A 22,466-nucleotide genomic window follows, 5' to 3' on the forward strand; every position below is an offset into this window, starting at 1 on the left:
ATGTCAGGTTGTTCCGTGTCGAATCCTTCGTCCCCGCCCCTCGCACGCCTGCGGCCGGGTAGGCCGTCCTGGCTCAGCCCCAAGGTCGCCCGCACCGAGATCCTCGGCGGGCTCGTCGTCGCCCTGGCGTTGATCCCCGAGGCCATCTCGTTCTCGATCATCGCCGGTGTCGACCCCAGCGTCGGCCTGTTCGCCTCGTTCACGATGGCGGTCGTCATCTCCGTGGTCGGCGGGCGCAGCGCCATGATCTCCGCCGCGACCGGCGCCATGGCGCTGGTCGTCGCCCCCTTGGCCCGGGAGCACGGGTTGGGCCACCTCGTCGCGGCGGTGATCCTGGGCGGCGTCTTCCAGGTCCTCCTCGGTTCGCTCGGGGTGGCCCGGCTGATGCGGTTCGTCCCGCGCAGCGTCATGGTCGGCTTCGTCAACGCCCTGGCCATCATGATCTTCATGGCCCAGGTCCCCGAGCTGATCGACGTGCCGTGGCAGGTCTACCCGCTGTTCGCCGCCGGGCTCGTGATCATGGTGCTGTTCCCGAAACTCACCAAGGTGATCCCGGCACCCCTGGTGTCGATCGTGGCGCTGACCTCGCTGACCATCGCGGCCGGCATCGCCGTGCCCACCGTGGGCGACAAGGGCAGCCTGCCCTCCTCGCTGCCCGTGCCCGGGGTGCCCGACGTCCCGTTCACCCTGGACACCCTGGGGCTGATCGCCCCCTACGCGCTGGCCTTCGCCCTGGTCGGGCTGATGGAATCGCTGATGACGGCCAAGCTCGTCGACGACATCACCGACACCCGCTCGAACAAGACCCGCGAGTCCATCGGCCAGGGCATCGCCAACATCGTCACCGGCTTCTTCGGCGGCATGGGCGGCTGCGCGATGATCGGCCAGACCATGATCAACGTGAAGACCTCCGGGGCGCGCACCCGCCTGTCCACGTTCCTGGCCGGGGTGTTCCTCATGGTCCTGTGCATCGCGTTCGGGCCGCTGGTCTCGCAGATCCCGATGGCCGCGCTCGTGGCGGTGATGGTGCTCGTCGCCTTCGGCACCTTCGACTGGCACAGCATCGCCCCCACCACCCTCAAGCGGATGCCCACCGGTGAGATCCTCGTGATGGTCGTGACCGTGGCCATCGTCGTGGCCACGGACAACCTCGCCATCGGCGTGGTCGTCGGCACCATCACCGCGATGGTGATCTTCGCCCGCCGCGTCGCCCACCTCGCCGACGTCACGGCGATCACCGACCCCGACGGCGGCCAGGTCGTCTACCACGTCACCGGCGAGCTGTTCTTCGCCTCCAGCAACGACCTGGTGTACCGGTTCGACTACACCGCAGACCCGGACAAGGTCGTCATCGACCTCACCGACGCCCACATCTGGGACGCCTCCACCGTGGCCACCCTCGACGCCATCACCACCAAGTACGAGGCCAAGGGCAAGTCCGTCGAGATCGTCGGGCTCAACGAGCACAGCGCCGCCATGCACGGCAAGCTCACCGGCGAACTCGTCGGCAGCCACTGACGGCAGGCGGCGCGGGTCCACCGGAACAGCGGTGGACCCGCGCCCGCGTCGCCCGAGAGGGGGGCCGCCGCCGGGCGGGCCCGTCCGGCTTCGGGTGGGAACGCCCGGGGGTCAGGTGGCGGTGCGGCGACCGGTGAGGACGTCCGGGGCGAGCAGCGCGGCGAGCTGCTCCTCGGTGAGGGTGGTCCGCTCCCGCACCAGATCGAGCGCGGGACGGCCGTCCCGGTGCGCCTCCACCGCGATCGAGCACGCCGTCTCGTAGCCGAGCGCCGGGCTCAGCGCGGTCACCAGGCCGGTCGAACCCGCGACGACCGCGGCGAGGTGGTCCCGGCGGGCGCGGATGCCCGCCACGCAGTGCTCGGCGAGCACCCGCAGCCCGGCGGTGAGGTTCCCGAGCCCGGAGCCGAGAGCGCGCGCGATGATCGGCTCGAACGCGTTGAGCTGCAACTGGCCGCCCTCCGCCGCGAGGGTCACCGTCACGTCGTTGCCGATGATGTCGAAGGCGATCTGGTTGATCGCCTCCGGGATGACCGGGTTCACCTTCCCGGGCATGATCGACGACCCCGCCTGGCGGGCGGGCAGCTCGATCTCGGCGAACCCGCCCTGCGGACCGGACGACAGCAGCCGGAGGTCGTTGCAGATCTTCGAGACCTTGACCGCCGTGCGCTTGAGGACGCCGGAGAGCTGGACGAACACCCCGACGTCCTGCGTGGCCTCGACGAGGTCGGGGGCCGAGACGAGCGTGCTGATCCCGGTGATGTCGCGCAGCCGCGCGACCACGGCTTCCCGGTAGCCGGGGCGGGCGTTGAGGCCGGTGCCGATGGCCGTTCCGCCGAGGTTGAGCTCGTGCAGCAGCAGCCGCGCCTCGGACAGCCGGTCCTCGTCCTCGCCGAGCGTCACCCCGAACGCGCCGAACTCCTGGCCGAGCGTCATCGGCACCGCGTCCTGCAGCTGCGTCCGCCCCACCTTGAGGACGTCGGCGAACTCGGCGGCCTTGCCCTCGAACGCCTCCCGGAGCCGGGCCAGCGCGCCCAGCAACTCCCGGAGGTGGGCGTCGAGGGCGAGTTTGACCGCCGTCGGGTAGACGTCGTTGGTGCTCTGCCCGAGGTTGACGTGGTCGAGCGGGTGCACCGCGGCGTAGTCGCCGCGCGGCAGGCCCAGGACCTCCAGGGCGCGATTGGCGATCACCTCGTTGGCGTTCATGTTCGTCGAGGTGCCCGCCCCGCCCTGGACCAGGTCGACGACGAACTGGTCGTGCAGGCCCCCGCCGCGGATCTCCTCGCAGGCCGCGACGATCGCCGAGCCGATGTGCTCCGGCAGCGCCGCCACCGCCACGTTCGCCGACGCCGCGGCCTGCTTGACCGCGGCCAGGGCGTCGATCAGGTGCGGCCGGGCCGCCAGGGTCTCACCGCTGATCGGGAAGTTGGTCAGCGCGCGGGCGGTGTGCACGCCGTAGTAGGCGTGCTCGGGCACGGTGACGGTGCCGAGCATGTCCTGCTCGGTCCGCCCGCGGGCGGTGCCGCCCGCCGCGGGAGTCACGACCTCGCCCCGTCCCGGGCCCGGTCCACCCCGGTCCAGGCCAGCGCGATCGCTCCGTCGAGCAGGGCCCGTTCGGCCTCCGCACCGACGCAGTGCGCGGCGAAGGCGCGCTGGTGGTTGGTGGCAGGCAGCGACCCGATCCCGATGTAGGGGTGGATGGCCGGCACGACCTGCGACACGTTGCCCATGTCGGTCGACGCCCGGTTCATCCGGCCCGCCAGGTCCCCCGAGGCGAACTCGCGGCCCAGCTCCACGGCGTTGGCCCGGTAGTGCTCCAGCGTGCGGGCATCGGTGCGGAACTCGGCGTAGGGCTTGCTCTCCGCCTCCACCTCCAGCACGCACCCGGTGGCCAGGGCCCCCGCCTCGAAGCACCGCAGCACCCTCGGCTCGATCTCGGCCAGCTCGGCCAGGCTCTCCGCACGCACGTACCACCGCCCCGACGAATCCTCCGGGATCGCGTTGGGCGCCGACCCCGCGGCGGTGACGACCCCGTGCACCCGCGAACCCGACGGGAGTTGCTGGCGCAGCAACCCGATGGCGACCTGCGCGACGGTGAACGCGTCCGCCGCGTTCACCCCGTCCTCGGGATAGGCCGCCGCGTGCGCCGACCGGCCCCGGTAGGAGATCCGGGAGTGGCTGACCGCGAACGGCCGCGCCTCGGCGACGTCGACCGGCGCCGGATGGACCATCATCGCGAGATCGACGTCGCGGAACGCGCCCCGGTCCAGCATCTCGATCTTGCCGCCGCCGCCCTCCTCCGCCGGGGTGCCGTACACCTCGACGGTCAGCCCGAGATCGTCGGCCACCTCGGCCAACCCGAGCGCGGCACCCACCGACGACGCGGCGATCAGGTTGTGCCCGCAGGCGTGCCCGAGCCCCGGCAGCGCGTCGTACTCGGCGCACAACGCGATCCGCAGCGGCCCCGAGCCGTACCGGGCCAGGAACGCCGTCTCCAACCCCAGGTAGGCCGAGGTCACGGTGAACCCGCGACGCTCGAGCAGCTCCGGGACCGCCGCGGCGGCGTGGTGCTCCTCCCAGGCCGTCTCCGGCCGGGCGTGCAGCGCCGCCGACAGCGCGACCAGCTCCTCGGCCGCCCGGTCCACCGCGGTGCGGACCGCGGCCTTCTCGCGGGTCACCGTGCTCGACATGGGTTCCTCCTACAGGTCGCCGGGAACGCCGTACGACGGCGCGGTCGCGGGCCGCAGCCCGCGGCGGACGTAGTCGTCGCGCTGCGGGAGCCACACCCGCACCGCTTCGGTCAGCTGGTCGATCGGTGCCTCGGACCAGTCGACCCGCAGGTCGGTCACCCGCCACTCGACGTCGGGGGCGACGACGGCCACGCCGGCCGAATGGACCGGGCCCTCCTCACCGCCCGCGTCGAGCGCGGCGCGCAGCGCGGCGAGCAACCGCTCCTCCAGCTCGCCCGTCGCCGACTCGAACACCTCGACCATGATCGACGGCAGGTCGCTGGTGACGAGCATGTTCCCCGCCGCCACCGAGTGCGGACCGACCGCGCCACCGTGGGTACCGAGGGTGCGCTGCCCGCTGAACCAGGCGGCCGGGCCGGTCGCCCCGACCGCGGTCAGCTGCCGGTAGTCCAGATCGGTGGCGCCCTCGCCCACCTCCGCCAGGGCCCGGTCGGCATCGCCGTGGGCCGCCAGCCGGTCGAGCAAGCGTCCGCCCAGCCGCGGATCGGTCACGTTCTGCGACGCGGCCGCGCCCACCCCCGGCCTCAGGTGCACGCACCGGGCCGCCACCGCCGGGCTCGACGAGCTCACGGCCATGCCGAAGCGCCCGTCCTGGCGGGCTGCGATGGAGAAGGTCACTGGTCGCCCTCCGGGATCACGGCGATGGCGTCGATCTCGCACAACCACTCCGGGCGCGCCAGCGCGGACACCACGACCCCAGTGGAGATCGGGTGCACACCCCGGGTCCAGCGCCCGACGGTGCGGTAGACCGCCTCGCGGTAGCGCGGGTCGACCAGGTAGATGGTCAGCTTGACCAAGTGCTCCATCCGGCTGCCCGCCTCGCGCAGCAGCAGGTCGATGTTCGCCATCGCCTGCTCGGCCTGGGCCCCGACGTCACCGATCCCGACCGACTCGCTGGTGTCGAGGTCCTGACCGATCTGGCCCCGGACGTAGACGGTGTTGCCCGCGACCACGGCTTGGCACAGGTCGTTGTCGAGGTTCTGCTCGGGATAGGTATCGCGGGTGTTGAACGGGCGGATGCGGGTGTGGGTCGGCATCAGGCTGCTCCGGTGGTGGTGATGGATTCGGCGTGCTGGTCGGCGGCGGACCGGCGCGGGTCGTGCGCTCCACCGCCGTCGTGGTAGGCGAGGTAGCCGCGCTGGATCGCGATGTGCTCGGCGACGTACGCGGCGTCGTGCCACACCCCCCAGATGAAGCTCGATCCGCGTCGCGACTGCCAGGGCAGGCCGAGGAAGTAGATCCCGGGCTCGGCGGACACACCCCGGGCGTGCCGGGGTTTCCCGTGGTCGTCGAAGGCGTCGACCTGCAACCAGCTGTAGTCGGAGGCGAAGCCGGTCGCCCAGACGATCGAGGTGATCCCGGCGCCGGCGAGGTCCAGTTCGACGAGCGGGTCGACCACGCAGTCCGGGTCCGGCCCGAAGGTGCGGGCCTCCGGCTCCTCGGGCAGGTCGAGCCCGTTGCGCGCGACGTAGTCGTCGGCCTCGTCGAGCATCGCCAGGTAGTTGGCGTCGCCGCCCGCGATGTTCTCGCGCAGGTCCGGCGCGAAGCGCAACCGGCCGTCCTCGTACGCGCGGGTCATCCCGACGAGGGTGATGCCCTCCGCCGCCAGCGCCCGGAAGTCGACGGTCCGGCCACCGTGCGCGCCGCTGACCGCGATCGTGACGTGCTCGGCGCCCCGCGGCGGCGCCGCCGCTTCCCACTTGTTGAGCACGCCGAGCCACCAGCAGAAGTCGCGCCCGCGGTACCGCCGCGGGGGCCGGTCGTGCGGACCGACCGACAGGTGGACCTTCCGGCCGGACCGCCGCAGCTCGTCCGCGATCTGGACGCCCGACGAGCCCGCCCCGACGACGAGCACGGCGCCGTCGGGGAGCTGCTCCGGGTTGCGGTAGGAGCTGGAGTGGAGCTGGACCACGTCCGCGTCCTCGGGGACCACCGGGGGGATGACCGGCTTCTGGAACGGTCCGGTCGCCGCCACGACGTGGCGCGCCTCGATCGTCCCCTCCGAGGTCCGCACGTGGAAGCCGGGGCGCCCGACGTTCTTCCGCACGCGCTGGACGTCCACGCCGCAGCGGATCGGTGCGCCGATCTTGTCGGCGTACTCGACGAAGTAGTCCGCCACCTGGTCCTTCGACGCGAAACCATCAGGATCGACATCGGCGAACAGCAGTCCCGGGAAGCGATCGTGCCACGCCGGGCCGTTCGCGACGAGGGAGTCCCAGCGCCCGGTGCGCCAGCGTTCGGCGATGCGATCGCGCTCCAGCACCAGATGCCCGATCCCGCGCGCGCCGAGGTGTTCGCTCATGGCCACCCCGGCCTGCCCCGCGCCGACGACGAGAACCTCGGTCTCGTGGTGCGACATCTCAACCTCCGTTCCAGGAGTCACGACGTTCTCCCGATGAGCCGAGTTTCGGCGATTCCACTGCAACAGTCCAAGACATGTTTCCGAATACCTGCATCAGACGAACCGATGCAACCGTGCCGCACGTCCGTGCTGACGTTCAGGAGCGGGCGCCGCCGGCGGAAGCCGGGCGCGCGGACGCGTCCTCCCCGGAGCGGGCGGGCAGGTCCTGGTCCTGGAGCAGGCCGCGCCCGGCCGTCTCGCGCATGCTCAGGGCGGCGACCAGCCCGATCACGGCGGCGACCATCAGGTACGGGCCGGGGACCAGGAGGCTGCCGGTGGCCGAGATGAGGACCGTCATGAAGAACGGCACCGTGCCCGCGAAGAGCGCTGCGGTGATGTTGTAGGCGATCGACAGCCCGCCCTGGCGGGTCCGCGTCGGGAAGGTCTCGGCGGCCCACACGGCGTGGGTTCCGAGGATCGCCGAGAGGATCGCGGCCAACCCGAGCGCCGCGACGACGGTGCCGACCATCCCCGTCTGCATCAGCAGGTAGGCGGGTGTGGCCGCGACCAGCAGGACGACGGCGGCACCGACCATGACGGGCTTGCGGCCGACCCGGTCGGACAGCCGGCCGAACGCGGGCACCAGCACCAGCCCGAGCAGCGAGGCGAACGTCGACAGCAGCGCGGCGCTCTCGGCGGAGTGCCCCAGGTGCTCGGTCTGGTAGTTCACCAGGTACGTGAGCACCGCGTAGAACAGCACGTGCATCATCGTCATGAGCCCGGCGGCCTGCAGCAGCTGCCGCAGGTTGACGCGGAAGAGCTCCGCGACCGGGCTGCGCGACACCGAACCGGTCGCCTCCAGCGCCCGGTACTCCGGCGTGTCCTCGATCTTGGTCCGGATGACGTAGCCGATGACGCCCATCGGTGCCGCGATCAGGAACGGGATCCGCCACCCCCAGGCGGTGATCTGCTCGGGCGTCAGCGAGACCGAGAGCAGGTAGAAGGCGAGCGAGCCCGCGAGGAAGCCGAGCAGCGACCCGACCTCGAGCCAGCTCACGCCGAAGCCGCGCCGGGACCGGGGCGAGTGCTCGGCCAGGAAGCTGGCGGCGCTGCCGAACTCGCCGCCGGCGGCGAAGCCCTGCACCAACCGGACCGCGACCAGCAGGATCGGCGCGGCGATCCCGATCGTCCCGTACCCGGGAAGCAACCCGATCACCAGCGTCGCGATCGACATCACGATGATGACGATCGACAGCGTGCGCCGCCGACCGATGCGGTCGCCGAGCGGCCCGAACACCAGCGCGCCGAGCGGGCGGATGCCGAACGAGACCGCGAACACGGCGAACACCGACAGCACGCCGGCGACCTCGTCCTCGGCCGGGAAGAACACCGTCGCGATCGTCGTGGCGAGGTAGGCGTAGACGGCCCAGTCGAACCAGTGGACGAAGACGCCGATCGCGCCGGCGGCCACGCTCCGGCGCAGCGAGGCGGGATCGGCGTGGACGGCCGCGTCGCGCGCGGTGTCCGCGGCGGAACGTGCGGTGGGATCGGACACGGGGACCTCCAGCGGGCATCGCGAGAAGACGACAGGCCCGCGCTCCGGCGCCCTGCCGAGAACGGCGCTTCCGGACGTCGGCGGCCGTTCGTGGGGCGACGCTAAGCGGCCCAGCTCACATCGGGCAAACAGAGATAACTTGTCCGTTGCATCGGATTCGCCGATGCACTACCGCGAGAAGGCCCACGTGAGCGCGTTGCCGGGCGCGCTCGGCGGCGGTGCCCCTCCGGTCGGCTCGCCGGATGCCCGGGTGCGACCCCGGAGCGTCACGACCGGGCGCGACCTCCCGGCGCCGGCTCCCCGGTCGCCGAGCGGAGCCGTTGGACGACCTCCCGGGCGCTGTCGGTGACGGCGCGCGCCCGCGCGGTGCGCCGCACCGACTCCATCCACGCCACCACGACCGACAGCGACGGGACGTCGTCGGCGATCGGGCGAGCCTCGACGAATCCCCCACCGTAGGTCCCGTCCAGCACCGGCCGCTGGTTCAGCAGGGAGAAGCCGAGCCCCCGGGCGACCATCCCGCGCACCGCCTCGACGCTGCTCGACCGGTAGGCGATCCGCGGCGGCGCGCCGGCCGCCGCCAGCAGCTCGCGGAAGTACTCGCGGCTGTGCGGGAGGTCCAGCAGCACCATCGGCTCGTCCGCCAAGTCGCTCAGCCGCACCGCCGAGCGGTCCGCGAGGGGGTGCCCCGGGGGCAAGACCACGTACGGCGGGACCTCGGCGATGACCTCCCGCGCCACCCCCTGCCCGAGGCCGAGGTCGTAGGTCACGGCGACCTCGACCGTGCCGCTGCGCAGCGCGGTGCTGACCGCGGCCGCCTCGAGCTCCAGGACCTCGACTTCGAGCCCGGGGCAGCTCCCGCTCAACTCCGCGAGGAGGTCGGGCAGCACGAACGGGACGAGGGTGACCATGCACGCCAGCTTGATCCGGCCGCGGACGTCGTCGCCGCGGCCGCGCGCCGCGTCCAGGACCTCACCGACGTGCGCGAGCAGTCCGCGCACGTCGCGCAGCATCTCCTCGCCCGCCGCCGTCAGCACGAGCCCGCGGGCGTGCTGGCGGATGAACAGCGGCGTGCCCACCTGCCGTTCGAGCTGGGCGACCGCCGCCGACACCGCCGACTGGGCCACCCGCAGCTCCTCGGCCGCCTTGGTCATGCTCAGCACCGACGCCGCCTCGACGAAGTACCTCAGCTGCGCGAGCGTCACGTCCGGCTGCCTGCTCACGACGTCGCTCCGCGCGTGGACTCCCGGGCGGCGGACCCGTGCTCGGCGAACATCGCGACCTCCGTGAATCGCCGACCCGCCCGGAAGCCCGCGCACCGAACGGCATCAGCACAGCAGTTGTCGTACCTCGTGGACACCGGCATGCTAGATGCAACGGTGCGCGCCAGCCCGCGGGCCCGCGCGACCGCTCCCTCATTTCAGCAGCCGTTTGAGGCCCCACCCGATGCCTCGTTTGGCGAGGTCCCCGGCGGCCGTCCGGAGGTTCAGGCCGGGTGGTTCGGCGGGCGGCGCGGGGCGGTCGCCGGGTCCTGGGGCGGAGCCCGCGAACTGCATGGAGCGGTAGGGCCAGTCCTTCTCGGTGTTCCACTGGCTGACGACCAGGTGCAGGTCGTCCAGCGTCGAACCGGGCACGATGTAGGGACCGTAGAGCTGGGCGACGTGCCCGCCCGCGTGGTCCTCGCGGTGCCAGGAGGCGCCGTGCAGGACGGTGCCGCGCCCCGCCTCGTAGAGGTTCGACGTGGGCCCGTCCAGGTTCAGCACGTCGATCCGGTAGTTGCCCGCGTCGAACAGCGCCAGCAGCCACCGCCCGTCCACCCGGCGCAGGCACAGCTCGCCGTAGGCTCCGGTGAGGACGAGCGTCGGCGGGTTGCCCCAGGCCCAGACGCCCTCCCGGAAGCCCCAGCCCTCCCACGCGCGCGGGTCCGCGATCCGGTCGGCGGGCACCCGCTGGAGCAGCAGACCCCGGTCCCGCTGGAACCCGGTGGAGAAGGCGTACACGAAGCCGTCCTCGCCGAGTTCCCAGGTCAGCATCTGGAACAGGCCGCCGAGGTGGTCACCGGGCCAGGTGGCGCCGGTGTGGTGCCAGGTCTCGCCGTTGTCGGTGGAGCGGTGGATCTCGGACCAGTGCACGTGACCGATCCCCGCGCACACCATCACGTGCAGGTACATCTCGTCACCGATGGTGATGAGATCGGTCGGGAGCACGGTGCTGACCCGCAACCCGTTGATCATCGAGTCGTGGTGGTACGGCAACGCCTGATCCGCGTACCGGCGGCGGGGCCCGATCGAGCCGGTCCACTCGATGCCCGCCTGGCGGGTCGCGGGGTCCGCGAACAGCACCACCGGGGACCGCCACCCGGGACCCCCGACGCCCGCCCGCTCGAAGGTGTCGCCGAACACCGCGACCAGCCGCCCGTCCGGAGCCGTCGCCATGACCCCGAGGTCCGTGCCACCGATCCCGAACTGGTCCGTGTGCCCAGGACCGGTCAGGTCCTTCACCTTGCGCACCGCCGCACTCCTACTCACACATTGGTACTCACGCGCTGGCTCCAGTGTCCCGCCGGCGAAGCTCCGCCCGCGACGGCCGACGCCCACCACCGACTGTAGGTCCTGCGCTCGTCCGGTGGCAGCAGGCACCGCAGCCGACGGGCCGCCCGGGAGCTGCGGTGTCGGCGCGAGCACCACCGCAGCGCACCCATCCGGCCTCGGGAAGTCCGAAGTGGACCACCGCGCGAAGGTCGCCGCGACGCCTGCCCCGTCAGCGGCACCGACCGCGCTCGGAACGAGCATGCCGAAGCCCGGATGGTCTCGGCGACCACTGCGGCGAAGGCGGTGGTCCCGGCCGAGCCACCGCGGTCGGTGGTGGCGGTGCCGGTGCGCACGGTCTCGTCCACGCCCTCCTCGACCAGGCGGCCGGCGCGGCGCAGCGCCTCGTCCCGCGCGGCACGGACGCGCTGCCGTCCGGCCATCGTGGATGTTATAACCTCACTGGTCAACACCGACACCGGAGCACCGCTCGAACCCACCGGACGCTCACCACTGTGCTTGTGAGCAGACTGATAACGTTGCCCGCGAGGCGCCACCAGCCCTGTTGTAGGCTATAAGCGAGCGAGGAGGTCGCGGGACGATGGCAGAACCGGCGGCGCCGCTGGCGACCAAGGGCGACGTGGCCTACGACGAGGTGCGGAAGAAGATCCTCTCCGGCGAGCTCCCGCCGGGGTCGGTGATCAACCAGGCCACGCTCGCGCGCACCATCGGCATCAGCACCACCCCGCTCCGGGAGGCCCTGCGGCGGCTGAAGTCCGAAGGGCTGGTCGAGCTCGGCGCGCACCGCGACGCCAAGGTCACCGAGCTCAAGGCCGAGGAGAACCGCGACCTGCTGGAGATGCGGCGGTCCCTGGACCCGATGGCCGCGTCGCTGGCCGCGCAACGGCGCACCAAGGACGACATCGCCGAGATCCGCGCGTCCCTGGCGGGTCTGCGCGCGATGCCCGGGAACCCCGACTACGAACATCTGCTGCACCACCGGCGCTACCACCGGGCGATCTACCGGGCCGCGCACAACGAACTGCTCGTCGAGGCGCTGGAAGGGCTGTGGGACAAGGCCGACCGCTACCGCAGGTTCGCCTTGGAGGTCGACCGGGGGCCGGACGCCAGGGCCAAGAAGGACCAGGAGCACCAGATGCTGGCCGACGCGATCATCGCGGGCGACTCCGACGGGGCCGCCGCGGTGATGACCGAGCACATCGACACCAGCCTCGCCGCCCAGGCGACCCGGCGCCTGCCGCGGTGACCACCGCGAACTGGCGGGTCTGGGCGCTGCTCGGGCACGCGACCCTGACCCAGCTCATCACGTTCGTCCTGCGCCCCGCCACCACCTACCGAGCACTGGAACTGGGCGTTCCGGCGTCCTGGCTCGGCGTGCTCGCCGGCAGTTTCGCCGTGGTCCCGCTGGTGCTCGCGCTACCCGCCGGGCACATCGTCGACCGGCTCGGCGAGCGACGCATCATGCTGGCGGGCAGCCTGCTGATGTGCGCGGCGGGCACGCTGCTGCTCGTGCTCGGCCACACCGTGCCCGGCCTGGTGGCCGGCAGCGTGGTGCTCGGTACCGCGCACCTCGGGGCGATCGTCGGGCAACAGGCGCTGGTGGCCAACAGCACGTCGGCGGGCCGGATGGATTCCGCGTTCGGCTACTACACCTTCGCGGCCTCGCTCGGCCAAGCCGCCGGACCTCTCCTGATCGTGGCCTTCGGCGGTACCCGGGCGATCCCGGACACCGCCCCGATCTTCCAGGGCGGCATCGCGATCGCCGTCGTGCTCTTCGCCCTGACCTTCGCGATCGAAGGCACCGAGGCCGCAGCCGGCCCGGCCCCGGCGGAGAACGTCGGCGTGCGCTCGCTGCTGCGGCTCCCCGGACTGCCCGGCGCGCTGCTGACCGCGTGCACCGTGCTCGCCGCGGTCGACATCTCCCTGGTCTACCTGCCCGCGCTCGGGGCCGAACGCGGCATCGCCGCGTCGTTGATCGGCGCGCTGCTGGTGCTGCGCGCCGCGTCGTCGATGGTGTCGAGGTTCTTCCTCGGGCGGCTCTCGGACCTGCTCGGGCGCCGCCGCCTGCTGGGCCTGAGCATCGTGGCCGCCGCCGCCGGGCTCGCCGCGGCCGCCGCCCCGGTCCCGGTCTGGCTGCTCCTCATCGCGGTCGCGGTCGCCGGGTTCGGACTGGGCGTGGGCCAACCGCTGACGATGTCCTGGCTCGCCGAGTCCGCCCCGCCAGGCGCACGCGGTCGCGCGATGTCCTTGCGGCTCACCGGGAACCGGGCCGGCCAGGTCGTCATCCCGGGGGCGGTCGGACTGGTCGCGGCAGGGGTGGGTGCCGCGGGAGTGCTCTGGGTGACGGCCGCGGGACTCGCCCTCACCGGCGCCCTGACCCGCAACCTCCCCGTCGACCGGCGTCCCGGCGACTGACCCCGTCCTGGCCGGGCGCGAGCGGCCCCGCTTCGCCGGGGAGCACGGTTTTGGTACTTCACCATTGAAAAAAACCAGTACTGGTTCTAGGGTCCTGTCACGGCCAACTCGGCCGACCACGAGAGGAACCTGTCACCGTGCAACTGCTCGTCCTGCCCGGGGACGGCATCGGTCCCGAGATCACCGACGCCACCCTCCGGGTCCTCACCGCCACCGACCGCCTGCTCGGCCTCGGACTGGAACTCGAAACCCACGACATCGGCCTGAAAGCGCTCGCCGAAGAAGGCACCACGCTGCCGCGGCGGGTGATGGAGCGGATCCCGCAGGTCGACGGCGTCGTGCTCGGTCCGGTGCAGCACTACGACTACCCGCCACGAGCTGACGGCGGGATCAACCCTTCGGCCGAGCTGCGCACCGCCTTCGAGCTGTTCGCCAACGTGCGGCCGTGCCGCTCGCACCCCGACCTGTCGATCCTGCGGCACCCGATGGACCTGGTGATCGTTCGCGAGAACACCGAGGGCTTCTACTCCGACCGCAACATGGTCGCCGGAACCGGCGAGTTCATGCCCGACGAGGACCTGGCGCTGTCGGTGCGCAAGATCTCGGCGAAGGCCTGCGAGCGCATCGCACGCGCGGCGTTCGAACTCGCCCGCACCCGGCGCAAGAAGGTCACCGCCGTGCACAAGGCCAACGTGGTCAAGCTCTCCGACGGCCTGTTCCTGCGCGAGGTCCGCGAGGTCGCCGCCGACTTCCCCGACGTCGAGCTGGAAGAACTGATCGTCGACGCCGCGGCCGCCTTGCTGGTGCGCCGACCGCACACCTTCGACGTCCTGGTGACCACGAACATGTTCGGCGACATCCTCTCCGACGAGGCCTCCGAACTGTCCGGCAGCCTGGGCCTCGGCGGCTCCATCAACGCCGGCCACGACATCTGCGTCGGCCAGGCCCAGCACGGATCCGCCCCGGACATCGCCGGTCAGGGGATCGCCAACCCCACTTCGCTCATCCTCTCGGCGGCGATGCTGCTCGACTGGCTCGGCACCCGGCACACCGCCCCGGCGCTGACCGAAGCCGCTGCCCGGATCGAGTCCGCCGTCGGGGCGGCCCTGTCCGACCCCGCCACCCGCACCCGCGACATCGGCGGCTCCCTGGGCACCGCCGCGTTCACCGACGCCGTCGTGGCAGCACTGGACGAGGAGGGCGGCGCGTGATGATCCGGTCCACCAACCCCGCCATCGGGACCGAACTCGCCCGGTTCGAGCCGCACACCAGCACCGACGTCGACGCCGCGCTCGACGCCGCCGCGTCCGCGCAGCGGCGGTGGCGGGGGCTCCCGATCGCCGAACGGGTCGGACTGCTGCGCTCGATCGCCGCCGTCCTGCGCGCGGGCCGCGACGAGTACGCCCGGTTGATCACCGCGGAGATGGGCAAGCCCATCGCCGAATCCCGGGCCGAGATCGACAAGTGCGCGCTGACCTGCGAGCACTACGCCGAGCACGCCGCCGACCACCTCGCCGACCGGCCGATCGAGTCCGGCGCCGCCGAATCGGCGGTCGTCCACGATCCGCTCGGCGTGGTGCTGGCGATCATGCCGTGGAACTACCCGTTCTGGCAGTTCTTCCGCTTCGCCGCGCCGGCGCTGGCGGCGGGCAATGGCGCGATCCTCAAGCACGCCAACAACGTGCCGCGATGCGCGCTGGCCGTGGAGGACGTGGTCCGCGAGGCCGGTGCGCCGGAGGGCCTGTGCCGCAGCCTGCTGCTGCCGGTCCCCGCGGTCGCCGACCTCATCGCCGACGACCGCATCGCTGCGGTCACGGTCACCGGTTCCACCGAGGTCGGCTCGATCGTGGCGGCCCAGGCCGCCGCGCAGCTCAAGAAGCAGGTGCTCGAACTCGGCGGGTCCGACCCGTTCATCGTGCTGGCCGACGCCGACATCACCGCCGCTGCCGACACCGCGGTGGCAGCGCGGTTCACCAACGTCGGGCAGAGCTGCGTCAACGCCAAGCGGTTCCTCGTCGAACACGCCGTGGCCGATGAGTTCGTCGCCGCCTTCACCGGAGCCGCGGAGGCGCTGCGGGTCGGCGATCCCACCGATCCCGCCACCAGGATCGGCCCGATGGCCCGGGCCGACCTGCGCGACGCGCTGCACGACCAGGTCCGGCGCACGGTCGACGCGGGCGCGCACGTCCGCACCGGCGGACAGCCGCTGGACGGCCCCGGGTTCTTCTACTCGCCCACCGTGCTCGACCACGTCACCCCCGGCATGGCCGCCTTCACCGAGGAGACCTTCGGCCCGGTCGCCGCGATCACCCGCGTCGCCGACGCCGAAGAGGCGCTGACCCTGGCCAACCGGACCGAATTCGGCCTCGGCGCGGCGCTGTGGACCCGCGACCTGGAGCGGGCCCGGGTCTTCGCGCGCCGGATCGACGCCGGCGCGGTGTTCATCAACGGCCTGGTCGCCTCCGATCCGCGACTCCCCTTCGGGGGCATCAAGAAGTCCGGCTACGGCCGCGAGCTCGGCGCGGAGGGCATCCGCGAATTCGTCAACGTCAAAACGCTCTGGATCGGTGCCTGATGAACGCACAGCCCGACGACCCCTGCTGCGCGGACTTCCCGCCCGCGGTGCTGCGCCCGGCCGAACTCGACGCCTTCTCCCGAGGCGGCGGCGCGAGCACCATCCCGCTGGTCACCCGGGCGCGCGGTGCGCAGGTGTTCCTCAACGGCCAGACCCTCTTCGACGGTGGCGCGGGAATCCCGCTGCACACCCACAACTGCCCGGAGAGCGTCGTCATCCTCGATGGTGACGCGATCGTCGAGATCGACGGCACCGAACACCGGCTCACCCGCTTCGACACCACCTACGTCGCGGCCGGGGTCCCCCACCGCTTCCGCAACGCCTCCGACACCGCGCCGATGCGCATCCTCTGGACCTACGCCTCCGTCGACGCCACCCGCACCCTGGTCGGCACCGGCGTGACCACGCGCGTCGACGCCGAGCACGGCACCACCGCCGGCTGACCCACCGCCACCTCACCGGGGCGGCCACCACGGCCGCCCCGGGCGACACCTCCTGCCCGGAAACCCGAGCCCGCTAGGAGCAGCAACGATGCTCGCCACCTTAGGCTTCTTGACACTCGGCACGTTCATGGTGCTGGTCATGCGCAGGTACGCCACCGCGTTCGTCGCCATCATCACCGCGCCCGTGCTCTTCGCGGTCATCGCGGGCCGCGGCGCCGACCTCGGCGACATGGCCATGGCGGGGATCGAAACCGTCGCGCCGACAGCCGTGCTCCTGCTGTTCGCGGTCCTCTACTTCGGCGTCATGATGGACGCCAAGCTGTTCGACCCGATCAGCAACGGGATCATCCGGCTGTCCCAGGGCGACCCGGTGCGGATCTGCGTGGGCACCGCGGTGCTCGCACTGCTGGTCGCGCTCGACGGCGACGGCACCACCAGCTACATGATCATCTGCTCGGCCTTCCTGCCGATCTACCGCCGGATCGGGATGAACCCGCTGGTCATCGCCACCATCGCGACCATGGCGCTCGGTGCGATCTCCGGCTCGACACCGTGGGGCGGCGCGGCCACCCGGGCCATCTCCGTGCTCCACCTCGACGCCACGACCTACTTCACCCCCCTGATCCCGAGCCTGCTGCTGACCTCGGCGCTGATCATCGTGGTCGCCTACCTCCTCGGGCGGGGACAGCGCAAGCGCATCGACGACGCGGTCCTGGCCGAGGTCTCCCGCGAACTGCGCGAGCAGCGCACCGACGTCGAAGCGCGCGGCTGGCGCCTGTGGTTCAACGCCGCCCTGACCGTCCTGCTGCTGGTCCTGCTGGTCCTGGGCGTGGCCGAGCTGGTCACCCTGTTCATGGCCGGGTTCGTGATCGCGCTGCTGGCCAACCACCCGAAGCTCGCCGAGCAGGGCGAGGTCATCCGCAAGCACGCCGCCAACGCCGTGCCCGTGGTCATCCTGGTGCTCGGGGCCGGCATCTTCACCGGGATCCTGTCCGAGACCGGCATGGTCGACGCGATGGCCCGCACCCTGCTCGCCGCGGTGCCCGACTCGCTCGGGAACCTGATCCCGCTGTTCACCGCGCTGATCGGGCTGCCGCTGAGCTTCTTCATGTCCAACGACGCCTACTTCTTCGGCATCCTGCCGGTGCTCGCCGAGTCGGCGAGCCACCACGGCATCCCCGCCTACGAGATCGCCCGGGCCGGCGTGGTCGGGCAGATGCTGCACTCCATCGGCCCGGCATCGGCGCCCCTGTGGGTCCTGCTCGGTTTGATCGGCAAGGACATCGGCGAGCTCCAGCGCTTCGCGCTGCTGCGGGTCGCGGTCGTCTCGCTCGGCATGGTGGGCTGCACCGTGCTCACCGGCGCCATCACCTTGACCTGAGAGGAGAACTCCATGATCACCGAGATCGCGCACATCCGGATCAACAGCGGCGACGAGGAGGCGTTCGAGGCGGCGGTCGCCGAAGCCGTCCCCGTGTTCCGCGCCGCGGCGGGATGCCGGAGCGTCCGGCTCGTCCGAAGCGTGGAAGACCCCCTGCTGTACCGGCTCCTGGTCGAGTGGGAGACCGTCGAGCACCACACCGCGATCTTCCGCTCCTCGGAAGGGTACGCCCGCTGGCGGGAGCTGGTCGGGCCGCACTTCGCCGAACCACCGGCCGTCGAGCACGTCATCGACGTCCTGCCGCTGTGACGACGGGCGCGTCCTAACCTGGTCCAGGACCGCGACCGCAGCTCGCGGCGACCGGGAAGGAGGGGACGCGCACCGTGGCACCGACCCCGCTGGCGCGCCAGACCGCCGAACGCATCGTGAACCACCTCCGCGAGCGGCAGGTGCCCCAGGGCGCCAAGCTGGTCGAACGCAAGCTCGCCGAGCACCTGCGCGTGTCCCGGTCACCGATCCGCAGCGCGCTGCGGCTGCTGGCCGACGACGGTGTCGTCGGCCTCGCCGAACGCGGCGGTTACACCGTCCTGCGACCACCCGAGGAGCTCCCCGCGGCGCGGACCGAGGCCGACGACACCGAGCAGCTGTACCTGCGCATCGCCGCCGACCGCCTCGACGGCAACCTCCCCGATCGGGTCACCGAGAACGGGCTGGCCCGCGACTACGGCCTCACCCCCGCCCAGCTCATCCGCATCCTGCGCCGCATCAGCGGCGAAGGCTGGATCGAACGGCTCCCCGGCTACGGCTGGGAATTCCAGCCGATGCTCACCGAACTGCGCTCCTACCAGGACAGCTACCGGCTCCGCCTGGCCATCGAACCCGCCGCCATCCTCGAACCGACCTTCGCCCTCGACCGCACCGCCATCGAGGAGGTGCGCGCCCAGCAGCGGCGCCTCGTCGACGGCGGCATCTGGAACATCGGCAACGCGGAGCTGTTCGACCTCAACAGCGGCTTCCACGAAGCCGTCATGCGGTGCAGCCGCAACACGTTCTTCATCGACACCCTCCAGCGCATCGACCGCCTGCGACGGCTCATCGAATACCGCCGCTCGCTGGCCCGCGACCGCGCGATCGTCCGGTGCCGCGAGCACGTCGAGATCGCCGACCTCCTGCTCGCCGACCGCCGCCGGGAAGCATCCGCCGCCATGCACCGCCACCTCACCACCGTCAGCGCTGAAAAGGCCACCGCCGACGACGACCGCGGATGACGGGCGGAACCGACCGGCCGTGGTCCGGAGCCGGGCCGGCGACGGGTCACCGCGGCGGTTCGAGCTGGTCGAGCAGCGCGCGGAGCCGGACGCGGTACCGCTCGACGTTGTCGAGCTTGATCCGCTCGTAGCCGCGGACCAGGTCGGGCAGTTCGGCGAGCTCCACCGCGGTGGGCAGGGACCGCTCGGTGAGCGCGTGCAACGCCACCTCGACGGCGCCGCGGTACTCGGTGATGAGCTCGCGTTCGACCGTGCGGACGTGGGCGCGGCCGAACGGGTCCCACGCGGTGCCGCGGAGCCGCCGCAGGGCGCGCAGGACGCGGAAGGCCGGGCGGAACCAGGGGCCGAGGGCGATCTTGCGGTCCATCCCGAGCGCGCGCAGCACCGGCGGGTGCAGCCGGTGGTGGACCTTCGCGCCCGCGCCCCACTGGTCGCGCACGCTCTGGTCGAAAGCGGGATCGAGGCACAGGCGTGCGACCTCGTACTCGTCCTTGTAGGCCATGAGCTTGTGCAGGTTGCGGGCCACGGACGCGGTCAGTTCGGTGCTGCCCGGCCGCACCGCGTGCTCCCGCGCGCGGACGTCGGTGACGAAGCGCGCGTAGGCCGCCGCGTAGCGGGCGTCCTGGTACTCGGTCAGGTCCGCCGTCCGCTGGGCGATCAGCTCGTCGATGCCGAGCCGCACCGGTGCCGGCTCGTCCTCCGGGCGCGCGACCAGGCACCTGCCGTGGCCGAACGCGAGGAGGTTGGTGTCCACCTGCGCCCCGTTGAGCCGGATCGCGGTCTCGATCGCCTCGGCCGGTAGCGGCAGGGCCCCGGCTTGGTACGCCGCGCCGACCAGGAGCATGTTGGCGAACTGGCCATCGCCGAACAGCGCCGCCGAGCGCTCGTCGGCGGGGAGGTGGTGCGCGGTGGCGACGCGGCCGTCGAGGGCGGCCCGCACGCCGTCGGCCTCGGGGAAGCGCTGCTCGGGGTCGACGACCATGTGGCCGGTGGGGACCTCCGCGGTGGACAGCACGGCGATGGTCCGGTCCGGGGCGGTCGTGCGCAGGTGGGCGGGGTCGGTGGCCACCAGGGAGTCGCAGCCCAGGTAGAGGTCGCATTCACCCGCGGCGAGCGCGGCGGCGCGGGTCCGCGGCGCCGTGCTGATCTTGACGTCGGAGACGACGGCGCCGCCCTTCTGCGCCAGCCCGGTCCGGTCCAGGGCCCGGACGTGCCTGCCGTCGAGGGCGGCCGCGGTGGCCAGCACCTGCGCGACGGTGACCACGCCGGTGCCGCCGACCCCGGTGATCCGCATGGCGAAGTCGTCGGCGGGCACGCGGCGGACCGGCTCGGGCAGCGGCCCGGGTTCCCGCGGGCGGGCGGGGGTGCGCCGCCGGGCGGGAGTCACGGTCGCGAAGGAGGGGCAGTCGCCGTCGAGGCAGGAGTAGTCGAGGTTGCAGGAGGACTGGTGGATGCGGGTCTTGCGCCCGAACTCGGTCTCGACGGGGTGCACCGACAGGCAGTTGGACTTCCGGCCGCAGTCGCCGCAGCCCTCGCAGACCCGCTCGTTGATCATCACCTTCGCCGTCGGGATCGGCCGCTTCCCGCGCTTGCGCGCACGGCGCTTCTCCGCGGCGCATTCCTGGTCGTGGACCAGCACGGTCACGCCGGGCTCGGCGGCGAGTTCGGTCTGCACGTCGAGCAGGTCGCCGCGATCCCGGACCGCGACCCGCCCGCGCAGCGCGATCCCGCCGCGACGCAGCGCCTCGCGGGTCATGCGGGGTTCGTCGGAAGTGACCACGACCTTCGTCACGCCTTCGGCGAGCACGGTGGCCACCAGCCGGCCGAGCCCGCCTTCGCCGCCGACGGCGTCCTGGCCCCCGGTCATCGCGACCGCGGAGTTGAACAGGACCTTGAAGGTGATCGGCGTTCCGGCGGCCACGGCGGCCCGGACCGCCAGGCTGCCGGAGTGCGCGAAGGTGCCGTCGCCGAGGTTCTGGACGAAGTGGGCGGCGTCGACGAACGGCGACATGCCGATCCACTGGGCGCCTTCCCCGCCCATCTGGGTGAGCCCGGTGACGGTGCCGACCTGTTCTTCCGGCATGGTCAGGACCATGGCGTGACAGCCGATTCCCGCGCCCACCAGAGCACCGTCCGGTGGTGCGGTCGACGAGTTGTGCGGGCAGCCCGAGCAGAAGTACGGGGTGCGGGTCGCCAGCGGCAGCGAAAGCCGGCTCCGCGGACGTGGCTCCGCCGGGGTGGCCACGGCGACACCGCGGGCGCGCAACCGCTTCCCCAGCCCGGCGGCCACCGCATCCGGGTCGAGCTCCCCGACGTCGCTGAACAACCGCGCACCGGTGGGGTCGTGCTTGCCGACGACCGGCGCGGCCTCGGGCGTGCCGTAGAGGACGTCGCGCACGGCGGTCTCCAGGAAGGCCCGCTTGTCCTCGACCACGACGATCTCGTCGAGACCGCGCGCGAACTCCCGCACGATGCCCGGTTCGACGGGGACGACGGCGCCGAGCTTGAGCAGGCGCACCCCGGCGCGTTCGCAGGCCGCCTCGTCCAACCCGAGGGCGTCCAGCGCCTGGCGCACGTCCAGGTAGGTCTTGCCCGCCGCGACGATGCCGATCCTCGCCCGGTCGCGGGCGCCGAGGATGCGGTTGACCCCGCTGCGGCGCAGGTACTCCAGCGCGATCGGCAGCCGGACCTGCTGGAGGCTGCGCTCGAGGCCGGCCAGCTCGGCGCCGAGCAGCCGGGCGTGCGGGACGTGCCGGTAGGCGGCGGTGTCCGTCAGGTCCGGCGGTGACCAGGCGGGGCTGAGCGAGGCGGTCGAAGCGCCGTCGGCGACGTTGGTGACCACCTTCATCGCCGCCCACACCCCGCTGGCGCGGGAGAGCTCGACGGCGTGCCGCCCGAATTCGAGGACCTCCTGCGAGTCGGCCGGGAACAGCGTGGGCATCTGGAGGTCGGCCAGCGCGGGCTCGGACGAGCAGGGCACGCTGGAGGACTTCGCGCCGGGGTCGTCGCCGACCAGCGCCACCGCTCCTCCCGTCGGTGCGGTGCCGATCAACGCCGCGTGCCGCAGCGCGTCGGTGGCCCGGTCGAGACCGGGGGCCTTGCCGTACCAGATGCCGGTGACGCCGCCGGTCGTCAGGTTCGCGACCTGCCCGGCCAACTGGGTGCCCGCCACCGCGGTCGCGGCCAGTTCCTCGTTGAGCGCCGGGGCTTGCACGATCCGGTGCTCGTCGAGCAGATCCCGGCGGCGTTGCAGCTCCAGGTCGTAGCCCGCCAGCGGCGAGCCCTCGTAGCCGCTGACGTAGACCGAGCCGCGGTGGCCGCGCGCGGCGTCGTGGCGCTGCCGGTCCAGCAGCATCCGCACCAGCGCCTGCACGCCGGTCAGGTACACCGTCCCGTCCGCGGCGAGGTAGCGGTCCGCCAAGGAAGGAGGCGTCGATCCGGGCGGCCCTGCGCGGCCGGTGCCCGTGGTGGCGTCCATCGGGTTTCCCCTTTCCTGTCGTGCTGACGACTGGGAGCGGGACGAGGAGAGCGCGAACGCTAAGGACCGCAGGACCGAGCGGTCAAGCGGCTGCTCGGATCATGGGCCACCGGCCGCGATTCGACGCCCAGGAGCTGCCGGTGGTGATCCGCTGGCCGCCTTCCGCGATCGATCGGCCGACCCGCGGGGACGACGG

The 22,466-nt window shown here is 72.4% G+C and carries 18 protein-coding genes; 9 read left to right on the forward strand and 9 right to left on the reverse strand.

Going from position 1 to position 22,466, the window contains the following annotated elements; translation table 11 throughout:
- Entirely contained in the window at positions 1 to 1,518 is a 1,518-nt protein-coding gene (locus ABD976_RS10525) for a SulP family inorganic anion transporter (protein WP_345361080.1), read from the forward strand.
- Positions 1,519 to 1,629: 111 nt separating this feature from the next.
- Here ABD976_RS10525 and ABD976_RS10530 read toward each other — a convergent pair whose 3' ends face one another.
- The 8 genes from ABD976_RS10530 to ABD976_RS10565 form a co-directional block, all read right to left on the reverse strand.
- Positions 1,630 to 3,057 carry an aspartate ammonia-lyase gene (locus tag ABD976_RS10530; protein ID WP_345361082.1) on the reverse strand — a complete coding sequence of 476 codons (1,428 nt, stop codon included), beginning with the start codon at positions 3,055 to 3,057 and terminating at the stop codon, positions 1,630 to 1,632.
- Positions 3,054 to 4,205 (reverse strand): M20 family metallopeptidase, encoded by a 1,152-nt coding sequence (locus ABD976_RS10535; protein ID WP_345361084.1) that lies wholly within the window; start codon positions 4,203 to 4,205, stop codon positions 3,054 to 3,056. Before ABD976_RS10535 ends, ABD976_RS10530 begins: the two co-directional genes overlap by 4 nt.
- Positions 4,206 to 4,214: 9 nt before the next feature.
- Positions 4,215 to 4,883, reverse strand: coding sequence for a DUF1028 domain-containing protein (locus ABD976_RS10540; RefSeq protein ID WP_345361086.1), 669 nt, complete (start codon positions 4,881 to 4,883; stop codon positions 4,215 to 4,217).
- Positions 4,880 to 5,302: a RidA family protein gene (locus tag ABD976_RS10545; RefSeq protein ID WP_345361088.1), complete on the reverse strand. Its 423-nt coding sequence runs from the start codon at positions 5,300 to 5,302 to the stop codon at positions 4,880 to 4,882. Before ABD976_RS10545 ends, ABD976_RS10540 begins: the two co-directional genes overlap by 4 nt.
- On the reverse strand, positions 5,302 to 6,624 hold the full coding sequence (locus ABD976_RS10550) for a flavin-containing monooxygenase (protein WP_345361090.1): 1,323 nt from the start codon (positions 6,622 to 6,624) through the stop codon (positions 5,302 to 5,304). Before ABD976_RS10550 ends, ABD976_RS10545 begins: the two co-directional genes overlap by 1 nt.
- A gap of 139 nt (positions 6,625 to 6,763) precedes the next feature.
- Positions 6,764 to 8,161: an MFS transporter gene (locus ABD976_RS10555; RefSeq protein WP_345361092.1), complete on the reverse strand. Its 1,398-nt coding sequence runs from the start codon at positions 8,159 to 8,161 to the stop codon at positions 6,764 to 6,766.
- Between the two features lie 266 nt (positions 8,162 to 8,427).
- Positions 8,428 to 9,384: a LysR family transcriptional regulator gene (locus ABD976_RS10560; RefSeq protein WP_345361095.1), complete on the reverse strand. Its 957-nt coding sequence runs from the start codon at positions 9,382 to 9,384 to the stop codon at positions 8,428 to 8,430.
- A gap of 192 nt (positions 9,385 to 9,576) precedes the next feature.
- Positions 9,577 to 10,671: a glycoside hydrolase family 183 protein gene (locus tag ABD976_RS10565; RefSeq protein WP_345361098.1), complete on the reverse strand. Its 1,095-nt coding sequence runs from the start codon at positions 10,669 to 10,671 to the stop codon at positions 9,577 to 9,579.
- A 619-nt stretch (positions 10,672 to 11,290) separates the two neighbouring features.
- Here ABD976_RS10565 and ABD976_RS10570 point away from each other — a divergent pair.
- The 8 genes from ABD976_RS10570 (at position 11,291) to ABD976_RS10605 (ending at position 18,792) form a co-directional block, all read left to right on the forward strand.
- Positions 11,291 to 11,956 carry a GntR family transcriptional regulator gene (locus ABD976_RS10570; RefSeq protein WP_345361101.1) on the forward strand — a complete coding sequence of 222 codons (666 nt, stop codon included), beginning with the start codon at positions 11,291 to 11,293 and terminating at the stop codon, positions 11,954 to 11,956.
- A complete protein-coding gene (locus tag ABD976_RS10575) occupies positions 11,953 to 13,125 on the forward strand; it encodes an MFS transporter (RefSeq protein ID WP_345361103.1) in 1,173 nt (390 codons plus the stop codon). The genes ABD976_RS10570 and ABD976_RS10575 overlap by 4 nt, the downstream gene beginning before the upstream one ends.
- Positions 13,126 to 13,262: 137 nt before the next feature.
- On the forward strand, positions 13,263 to 14,336 hold the full coding sequence (locus ABD976_RS10580) for an isocitrate/isopropylmalate dehydrogenase family protein (RefSeq protein ID WP_345361106.1): 1,074 nt from the start codon (positions 13,263 to 13,265) through the stop codon (positions 14,334 to 14,336).
- Complete coding sequence (locus ABD976_RS10585; RefSeq protein WP_345361715.1) at positions 14,336 to 15,700, forward strand: NAD-dependent succinate-semialdehyde dehydrogenase; 1,365 nt, start codon at positions 14,336 to 14,338, stop codon at positions 15,698 to 15,700. Before ABD976_RS10580 ends, ABD976_RS10585 begins: the two co-directional genes overlap by 1 nt.
- On the forward strand, positions 15,700 to 16,143 hold the full coding sequence (locus tag ABD976_RS10590; protein WP_345361109.1) for a cupin domain-containing protein: 444 nt from the start codon (positions 15,700 to 15,702) through the stop codon (positions 16,141 to 16,143). Before ABD976_RS10585 ends, ABD976_RS10590 begins: the two co-directional genes overlap by 1 nt.
- An 88-nt stretch (positions 16,144 to 16,231) precedes the next feature.
- Positions 16,232 to 17,524: a CitMHS family transporter gene (locus ABD976_RS10595; protein ID WP_345361112.1), complete on the forward strand. Its 1,293-nt coding sequence runs from the start codon at positions 16,232 to 16,234 to the stop codon at positions 17,522 to 17,524.
- A gap of 12 nt (positions 17,525 to 17,536) precedes the next feature.
- Positions 17,537 to 17,833 (forward strand): antibiotic biosynthesis monooxygenase family protein, encoded by a 297-nt coding sequence (locus ABD976_RS10600; RefSeq protein WP_345361115.1) that lies wholly within the window; start codon positions 17,537 to 17,539, stop codon positions 17,831 to 17,833.
- A 74-nt stretch (positions 17,834 to 17,907) separates the two neighbouring features.
- The gene (locus ABD976_RS10605) at positions 17,908 to 18,792 is read left to right on the forward strand and encodes a GntR family transcriptional regulator (protein ID WP_345361118.1); all 885 of its coding nucleotides are present in this window, start codon (positions 17,908 to 17,910) and stop codon (positions 18,790 to 18,792) included.
- Between the two features lie 46 nt (positions 18,793 to 18,838).
- On the opposite strand, the gene ABD976_RS10610 is transcribed toward ABD976_RS10605, so the two are convergent.
- Positions 18,839 to 22,270: an indolepyruvate ferredoxin oxidoreductase family protein gene (locus ABD976_RS10610; protein WP_345361121.1), complete on the reverse strand. Its 3,432-nt coding sequence runs from the start codon at positions 22,268 to 22,270 to the stop codon at positions 18,839 to 18,841.
- Positions 22,271 to 22,466 lie beyond the last annotated feature (196 nt).

The organism is Saccharopolyspora cebuensis, assembly GCF_039542665.1.
Lineage (GTDB): Bacteria > Actinomycetota > Actinomycetes > Mycobacteriales > Pseudonocardiaceae > Saccharopolyspora > Saccharopolyspora cebuensis.

What these genes read in the sequence shown, in the direction of transcription:
- ABD976_RS10525 (WP_345361080.1), top strand. Translation starts at nt 1, where the DNA reads ATGTCAGGTTGTTCCGTGTCGAATCCTTCGTCCCCGCCCCTCGCACGC.
- ABD976_RS10535 (WP_345361084.1), bottom strand. Translation starts at nt 4,205, where the DNA reads ATGTCGAGCACGGTGACCCGCGAGAAGGCCGCGGTCCGCACCGCGGTG.
- ABD976_RS10545 (WP_345361088.1), bottom strand. Translation starts at nt 5,302, where the DNA reads ATGCCGACCCACACCCGCATCCGCCCGTTCAACACCCGCGATACCTAT.
- ABD976_RS10550 (WP_345361090.1), bottom strand. Translation starts at nt 6,624, where the DNA reads ATGTCGCACCACGAGACCGAGGTTCTCGTCGTCGGCGCGGGGCAGGCC.
- ABD976_RS10570 (WP_345361101.1), top strand. Translation starts at nt 11,291, where the DNA reads ATGGCAGAACCGGCGGCGCCGCTGGCGACCAAGGGCGACGTGGCCTAC.
- ABD976_RS10585 (WP_345361715.1), top strand. Translation starts at nt 14,336, where the DNA reads ATGATCCGGTCCACCAACCCCGCCATCGGGACCGAACTCGCCCGGTTC.
- ABD976_RS10590 (WP_345361109.1), top strand. Translation starts at nt 15,700, where the DNA reads ATGAACGCACAGCCCGACGACCCCTGCTGCGCGGACTTCCCGCCCGCG.
- ABD976_RS10595 (WP_345361112.1), top strand. Translation starts at nt 16,232, where the DNA reads ATGCTCGCCACCTTAGGCTTCTTGACACTCGGCACGTTCATGGTGCTG.
- ABD976_RS10600 (WP_345361115.1), top strand. Translation starts at nt 17,537, where the DNA reads ATGATCACCGAGATCGCGCACATCCGGATCAACAGCGGCGACGAGGAG.
- ABD976_RS10610 (WP_345361121.1), bottom strand. Translation starts at nt 22,270, where the DNA reads ATGGACGCCACCACGGGCACCGGCCGCGCAGGGCCGCCCGGATCGACG.